The 6339-nt window shown below is 51.7% G+C and carries 9 protein-coding genes and 1 pseudogene; 9 read left to right on the top strand and 1 reads right to left on the bottom strand.

Annotation, left to right across the window (positions count from 1 at the left end):
* Positions 1 to 85: pseudogene (locus QZ506_RS15495) on the top strand (lipoprotein); the annotation flags it as partial.
* On the opposite strand, the gene QZ506_RS15490 reads toward QZ506_RS15495, so the two are convergent.
* Positions 53 to 430, bottom strand: a complete 378-nt coding sequence (locus QZ506_RS15490) for a phosphoethanolamine transferase domain-containing protein (protein ID WP_291972262.1) — start codon at positions 428 to 430, stop codon at positions 53 to 55. The pseudogene QZ506_RS15495 and the gene QZ506_RS15490 overlap by 33 nt on opposite strands.
* A 226-nt stretch (positions 431 to 656) precedes the next feature.
* Between QZ506_RS15490 and QZ506_RS15485 the strand changes: the two genes are divergently transcribed.
* The 8 genes from QZ506_RS15485 to QZ506_RS15450 form a co-directional block, all read left to right on the top strand.
* Positions 657 to 1379: a transcriptional regulator gene (locus QZ506_RS15485; protein ID WP_291972260.1), complete on the top strand. Its 723-nt coding sequence runs from the start codon at positions 657 to 659 to the stop codon at positions 1377 to 1379.
* Positions 1379 to 1768: a sulfurtransferase complex subunit TusD gene (tusD, locus tag QZ506_RS15480; RefSeq protein ID WP_291972258.1), complete on the top strand. Its 390-nt coding sequence runs from the start codon at positions 1379 to 1381 to the stop codon at positions 1766 to 1768. The genes QZ506_RS15485 and tusD overlap by 1 nt, the downstream gene beginning before the upstream one ends.
* A gap of 9 nt (positions 1769 to 1777) precedes the next feature.
* Positions 1778 to 2137, top strand: coding sequence for a sulfurtransferase complex subunit TusC (tusC, locus tag QZ506_RS15475; protein WP_291972256.1), 360 nt, complete (start codon positions 1778 to 1780; stop codon positions 2135 to 2137).
* A gap of 66 nt (positions 2138 to 2203) precedes the next feature.
* Positions 2204 to 2488, top strand: coding sequence for a sulfurtransferase complex subunit TusB (gene tusB, locus QZ506_RS15470; protein ID WP_291972254.1), 285 nt, complete (start codon positions 2204 to 2206; stop codon positions 2486 to 2488).
* Between the two features lie 131 nt (positions 2489 to 2619).
* Positions 2620 to 2994 carry a 30S ribosomal protein S12 gene (rpsL, locus tag QZ506_RS15465; protein WP_291972252.1) on the top strand — a complete coding sequence of 125 codons (375 nt, stop codon included), beginning with the start codon at positions 2620 to 2622 and terminating at the stop codon, positions 2992 to 2994.
* Between the two features lie 96 nt (positions 2995 to 3090).
* Complete coding sequence (gene rpsG, locus QZ506_RS15460; protein WP_195315729.1) at positions 3091 to 3561, top strand: 30S ribosomal protein S7; 471 nt, start codon at positions 3091 to 3093, stop codon at positions 3559 to 3561.
* 90 nt (positions 3562 to 3651) lie between these two features.
* Positions 3652 to 5766 carry an elongation factor G gene (gene fusA, locus QZ506_RS15455; protein ID WP_291972249.1) on the top strand — a complete coding sequence of 705 codons (2115 nt, stop codon included), beginning with the start codon at positions 3652 to 3654 and terminating at the stop codon, positions 5764 to 5766.
* Between the two features lie 69 nt (positions 5767 to 5835).
* A partial coding sequence (locus tag QZ506_RS15450) for a GTP-binding protein (RefSeq protein WP_004152894.1) occupies positions 5836 to 6339 on the top strand: 504 nt, incomplete at its 3' end.

The following is a 6339-nucleotide window of genomic DNA, read 5'->3' as shown; positions in this document are numbered from 1 at the left end:
TCAGGTGGGTGAGGCCATGGCCATGGTCAAAGCGCTTAACCGGATCACGCTATTAGGAATGCCGAACAGTATTCGCATCACGTAACAATCGACCCGTATGGGGCGCAGTCGTTACAAGTTCTGATTTATTCAACAAAGCCCAGTTCAGCATGAAATATTGCACTGAAGCGCCCGCGATCAGCAGCGCGGCAATTGCCCATTGACGCAGATAGGGAATGGCGAACAGGGTAAAGACGATATTAAGTACGGCGAAAATCACCAACGGCATGCTCAGGAAAAAAGGCAGCGTGGCGCGCTGGCTGAAATCTAGCAGGTGCATCGTTTGACGATAGTAAGCAACGTTTTGCACCAGCGTGATAAAAGCGGAGAAAAACAGCACGTAGCCGATGCTTGTCCACTCGGGGCGGGAAAGGGTAAAACGAATTTTCATGGCTATCTCAATGAATAAAGACAAAATGAGTGATAGCGCGTGACGTTAAGATATTAAAATTAAGCCAACCTTAAGATGACGTTCAGATGTCGTGTAAAAAGGGGGGGGAGAACCGTGAAATGCGGGGACGGGAGAAGGGACATTTGGTAGACTTAATGTCCTGTCGATGGTGAGTGCCTAAATGTTTAAGGCAATTAAATAGATGATGTCGAGGATGGTGTCAGCCATGTCAAATTCGCTTGTGTCTGGCGAATCAAATGCACTTGATTTTCTGGAGGAACGGTCGTTTAACCCGACGGACCATGAGATCCTGAAATCTTACGAGGCGGTGGTAGACGGTCTGGCGATGCTGATCGGTGAACACTGTGAAATCGTGTTGCACGCTTTAGAAGATCTTAAATGCTCTGCGGTGCGCATTGCCAACGGCGAACACACCGGGCGTAAAATCGGCTCACCGATTACCGATCTGGCGTTGCGTATGCTGCACGATATGGCGGGAGAAGACAGTAGCGTATCCAAAGCGTACTTCACTCGAGCCAAAAGCGGTGTGCTGATGAAATCAGTCACTATCGCCATTCGTAACCGCGAGCAACGTGTGATCGGCCTGCTGTGCATCAACATGAACCTTGATGTGCCTTTTTCCCAGATTATGCAGACATTTATTCCTCCGGAAACCCATGAAGTGGCCTCCTCGGTGAACTTTGCCTCCTCCGTGGACGATCTCGTTGCGCAGACGCTCGAGTTATCTATTGAGGAAGTGAACGCAGATCGCAACGTTTCTAACAATGCCAAGAACCGGCAAATTGTGCTGAACCTCTATGAAAAGGGTATTTTCGATATAAAAGACGCGATCAATCAGGTGGCGGATCGCTTGAATATTTCCAAGCACACCGTTTACCTCTACATTCGCCAGTTTAAAAACGGTGATTTCAGCGGGCACGACCGCTAATGTTGCGTTATTGCCTCTTGGTGACAGGCCCGGCATATGGTACGCAGCAGGCGAGTAGCGCGCTGCTGTTTGCCCGGGCTTTGATTGCACAAGGGCACAGCCTGGAAAGCGTGTTTTTTTATCGGGAAGGGGTGCTGAACGCCAGCCAACTGACGTCTCCCGCGAATGACGAGTTCGATTTAACGCGTGCGTGGCAGCAGTTGGGGGCAATGCACCAGGTGGCGCTGAATGTTTGCGTGGCTGCCGCACTGCGTCGCGGTATCACGGACTGTGAACAGGCAAGGCTGCTCGAACTGCCTGCCTCTAATCTGCTACCGGGTTTTTCACTGAGCGGGTTAGGTGAACTGGCCCAGTCCGTGTTGACGTGCGATCGCGTCGTACAGTTTTAAGGAGCGATAATGAAACGCATCGCTTTTTTGTTTACCCATGCTCCGCACGGCGACGCGTCGGGGCGAGAAGGGCTGGATGCCCTATTGGCCACCTCGGCGCTGAGCGATTATATTGGTGTGTTTTTTATCGGTGACGGTGTGCTGCAACTGTTGCCCTGCCAGCAACCTGACACCATTCTGATGCGTAACTACATTGCCACGTTTGGCGTGCTACCGCTGTACGATATCGAGCGCTGCTATCTGTGCGCGGTGTCTACCGATCAGCGCGGCCTGAACGCGGATACGGCATGGGTGATTGATGTTGAACGGCTCGCGCCGGATGCCCTGCGTGCAACGCTTGCCGACTATGACACTGTCCTTACGTTCTAATTTGAGAGTGTTTTATTTGAGAGTGCTACGCTTATGCAGCCTGTGAACCAACCTCTGAAAACGCGCTTGCACACGCTTTCCCGTTCGCCCTATCACACCGATATAGACGCTATGTTGCGTTGCGTGTTGCCACAGGATGCGCTGCTGCTGCTGCAAGACGGCGTTATTGCCGCGTTGAGGCAGGGGAAGGTGGTGGCGCGCCTGCTGGCATTGGGCATTCCTGTCTACGCGTTGCAGGAAGATGTGAATGCCCGTGGGTTGGCAGAACAAATATCAACCAGTATTCTACTGGTCGACTATACTGAATTTGTCCGGCTGACCGCCCAACACGCTGTGCAACTGGCGTGGTGATACTGAAATTTTGACTATTTCTTGACTCCTTTCACCGTCAGCACTAAAATCCCGCGTCCTATATTTTACTCTGTAATATATGGGGCGATTTGTCACGTGTTTACGAAGCGAAAAAAAACCAGGAGTTTTAAATGGCAACAATTAACCAGCTGGTTCGCAAACCGCGCTCTCTGAAGGTTGCAAAAAGCAATGTTCCTGCGCTGGGGGCGTGCCCACAAAAACGTGGTGTATGTACTCGCGTATATACCACCACTCCGAAAAAACCAAACTCCGCACTGCGTAAAGTATGCCGTGTGCGTTTGACTAACGGTTTTGAAGTGACCTCCTACATCGGTGGTGAAGGTCACAACTTGCAGGAACACTCCGTGATCCTGATCCGTGGCGGTCGTGTTAAAGACCTCCCGGGTGTGCGTTACCACACCGTACGTGGTGCACTGGACTGCTCTGGTGTTAAAGATCGTAAGCAGAGCCGTTCCAAGTACGGCGTTAAGCGTCCCAAGGCTTAATGGTTCTCCGTTAAGTAAGGCCAAACGTTTTAACTTAAATGTCAAACTAAACTCGTAGAGTTTTGGACAATCCTGAATTAACAACGGAGTATTTCCATGCCACGTCGTCGCGTCATTGGTCAACGTAAAATTCTGCCGGATCCTAAGTTCGGATCTGAATTACTGGCCAAATTTGTAAACATTCTGATGGTAGACGGTAAAAAATCTACCGCTGAAGCAATCGTCTATACCGCGCTGGAAACCCTGGCGCAGCGTTCTGGTAAAAACGAACTGGAAGCTTTCGAAGTCGCTCTGGACAACGTTCGTCCGACTGTCGAAGTTAAGTCCCGCCGTGTAGGTGGTTCAACTTACCAGGTTCCGGTTGAAGTCCGTCCGGTCCGTCGTAATGCCTTGGCAATGCGTTGGATCGTTGAAGCTGCTCGTAAACGCGGTGATAAATCGATGGCTTTGCGCCTGGCGAACGAACTTTCTGATGCAGCAGACAATAAAGGTACTGCCGTTAAGAAACGTGAAGACGTTCACCGCATGGCCGAAGCCAACAAGGCGTTCGCTCACTACCGCTGGTAATTCCCGCGGGCTAACCAGGCGGGCGTGCTTTGCGGCCCGCCCGTTTGTGTTAACTGATGAATTGAACGTCCGAAGATATAGAGGAAACAAATGGCTCGTACGACACCCATTGCACGCTACCGTAATATCGGTATCAGTGCACACATCGACGCCGGTAAAACCACCACGACTGAACGTATTCTGTTCTACACAGGTGTAAACCACAAAATCGGTGAAGTTCACGACGGCGCCGCCACGATGGACTGGATGGAGCAGGAGCAAGAGCGTGGGATTACCATTACCTCCGCTGCGACTACTGCGTTCTGGTCTGGTATGGCGAAGCAGTTTGAGCCGCACCGCGTAAACATCATCGACACCCCGGGACACGTTGACTTCACTATCGAAGTAGAACGTTCCATGCGTGTTCTTGATGGCGCAGTCATGGTTTACTGTGCTGTTGGTGGTGTTCAGCCGCAGTCTGAAACCGTATGGCGTCAGGCTAACAAATACAAAGTTCCGCGCATCGCGTTCGTTAACAAAATGGACCGTATGGGCGCGAATTTCCTGAAGGTCGTTGGTCAGATCAAATCCCGTTTGGGCGCGAACCCGGTTCCGCTGCAATTGGCGATTGGTGCTGAAGAAGGTTTCACCGGTGTTGTTGACCTAGTGAAAATGAAAGCGATCAACTGGAACGAAGCCGACCAAGGCGTCACCTTCGAATACGAGGACATCCCTGCTGATATGCTGGAACTGGCTGACGAATGGCACCAGAACCTGATCGAATCCGCTGCGGAAGCTTCCGAAGAGCTGATGGAGAAATACCTAGGCGGTGAAGAACTGACTGAAGAAGAGATCAAAAAAGCTCTGCGTCAGCGCGTTCTGAACAACGAAATCATCCTGGTTACCTGTGGTTCTGCCTTTAAGAACAAAGGCGTACAGGCGATGCTGGATGCGGTAGTTGATTACCTGCCATCTCCGGTCGATGTACCGGCGATCAACGGTATGCTGGATGACGGTAAAGACACGCCGGCTGAACGTCACGCAAGTGATGATGAGCCGTTCTCTGCGCTGGCATTCAAAATTGCTACCGACCCGTTTGTCGGTAACCTGACGTTCTTCCGCGTGTACTCCGGTGTGGTTAACTCCGGTGATACCGTGCTGAACTCCGTGAAAGCGGCGCGTGAGCGTTTCGGTCGTATCGTTCAGATGCACGCTAACAAACGTGAAGAGATCAAAGAAGTTCGCGCTGGTGACATCGCGGCAGCCATCGGTCTGAAAGACGTGACCACCGGGGATACCCTGTGCGATACGGATTCTCCGATCATCTTGGAACGTATGGAGTTCCCGGAGCCGGTTATCTCTATCGCCGTTGAGCCGAAAACCAAAGTTGACCAGGAAAAAATGGGTCTGGCTCTGTGCCGTCTGGCGAAAGAAGACCCGTCCTTCCGCGTATGGACTGACGAAGAATCCAACCAGACCATCATCGCAGGTATGGGTGAGCTGCACCTCGACATCATCGTTGACCGTATGAAACGTGAGTTCAACGTTGAAGCGAACGTCGGTAAACCTCAGGTTGCTTACCGTGAAGCGATTCGCGCGAAAGTTACCGATATCGAAGGTAAACACGCCAAGCAGTCTGGTGGTCGTGGTCAGTATGGTCACGTGGTTATTGACCTGTATCCGCTGGAGCCGGGCTCAAATCCGAAAGGCTACGAGTTCGTCAACGACATCAAAGGTGGTGTAATTCCTGGTGAATACATCCCTGCCGTTGATAAAGGTATTCAGGAACAGCTGAAAGCGGGCCCGCTGGCGGGTTACCCGGTGGTCGATCTCGGTGTGCGTCTGCACTTCGGTTCTTACCATGACGTTGACTCCTCTGAACTGGCGTTTAAACTGGCTGCGTCTATCGCCTTTAAAGATGGCTTCAAAAAAGCAAAACCTGTTCTGCTTGAGCCGATCATGAAGGTTGAAGTAGAAACGCCGGAAGAGAACACCGGTGACGTAATCGGTGACCTTAGCCGTCGTCGTGGTATGCTGCGTGGTCAGGAATCTAACGTCACTGGCGTTGTGATTCATGCCGAAGTTCCGCTGTCTGAAATGTTCGGATACGCAACTCAACTGCGTTCTCTGACCAAAGGCCGTGCTTCTTACTCCATGGAGTTCCTGAAGTACGATGATGCGCCGAACAACGTTGCTCAGGCCGTTATTGAAGCTCGTGGTAAATAATTACTAAGCCCAATACATTGATCCCATGTCCTCTCCTCAGGGGAGGGTATTTGAGTAAGGAATATAGCCGTGTCTAAAGAAAAATTTGAACGTACAAAACCCCACGTTAACGTCGGTACTATCGGCCACGTTGACCATGGTAAAACCACGCTGACCGCAGCGATCACCACCGTACTGGCTAAAACCTACGGCGGTAGCGCGCGCGCATTCGATCAGATCGATAACGCGCCGGAAGAAAAAGCACGTGGTATCACCATCAACACCTCTCACGTTGAATACGACACCCCGACCCGTCACTACGCACACGTTGACTGCCCGGGACACGCCGACTACGTGAAAAATATGATCACCGGTGCTGCCCAGATGGACGGCGCGATCCTAGTAGTTGCTGCGACTGACGGCCCGATGCCGCAGACGCGTGAGCACATCCTGCTGGGTCGTCAGGTAGGCGTTCCGTACATCATCGTGTTCCTGAACAAATGTGACATGGTTGATGACGAAGAGCTGCTGGAACTGGTTGAAATGGAAGTCCGTGAGCTGCTGTCTCAGTACGACTTCCCGGGTGATGATACC

Source organism: Candidatus Symbiopectobacterium sp. (genome assembly GCF_020054415.1).
GTDB lineage: Bacteria > Pseudomonadota > Gammaproteobacteria > Enterobacterales > Enterobacteriaceae > Symbiopectobacterium.
This window is presented reverse-complemented; position numbering and strand designations above follow the sequence as displayed.

What these genes read in the sequence shown, in the direction of transcription:
- QZ506_RS15490 (WP_291972262.1), bottom strand. Translation starts at nt 430, where the DNA reads ATGAAAATTCGTTTTACCCTTTCCCGCCCCGAGTGGACAAGCATCGGC.
- QZ506_RS15485 (WP_291972260.1), top strand. Translation starts at nt 657, where the DNA reads ATGTCAAATTCGCTTGTGTCTGGCGAATCAAATGCACTTGATTTTCTG.
- tusD (WP_291972258.1), top strand. Translation starts at nt 1,379, where the DNA reads ATGTTGCGTTATTGCCTCTTGGTGACAGGCCCGGCATATGGTACGCAG.
- tusC (WP_291972256.1), top strand. Translation starts at nt 1,778, where the DNA reads ATGAAACGCATCGCTTTTTTGTTTACCCATGCTCCGCACGGCGACGCG.
- rpsL (WP_291972252.1), top strand. Translation starts at nt 2,620, where the DNA reads ATGGCAACAATTAACCAGCTGGTTCGCAAACCGCGCTCTCTGAAGGTT.
- rpsG (WP_195315729.1), top strand. Translation starts at nt 3,091, where the DNA reads ATGCCACGTCGTCGCGTCATTGGTCAACGTAAAATTCTGCCGGATCCT.
- fusA (WP_291972249.1), top strand. Translation starts at nt 3,652, where the DNA reads ATGGCTCGTACGACACCCATTGCACGCTACCGTAATATCGGTATCAGT.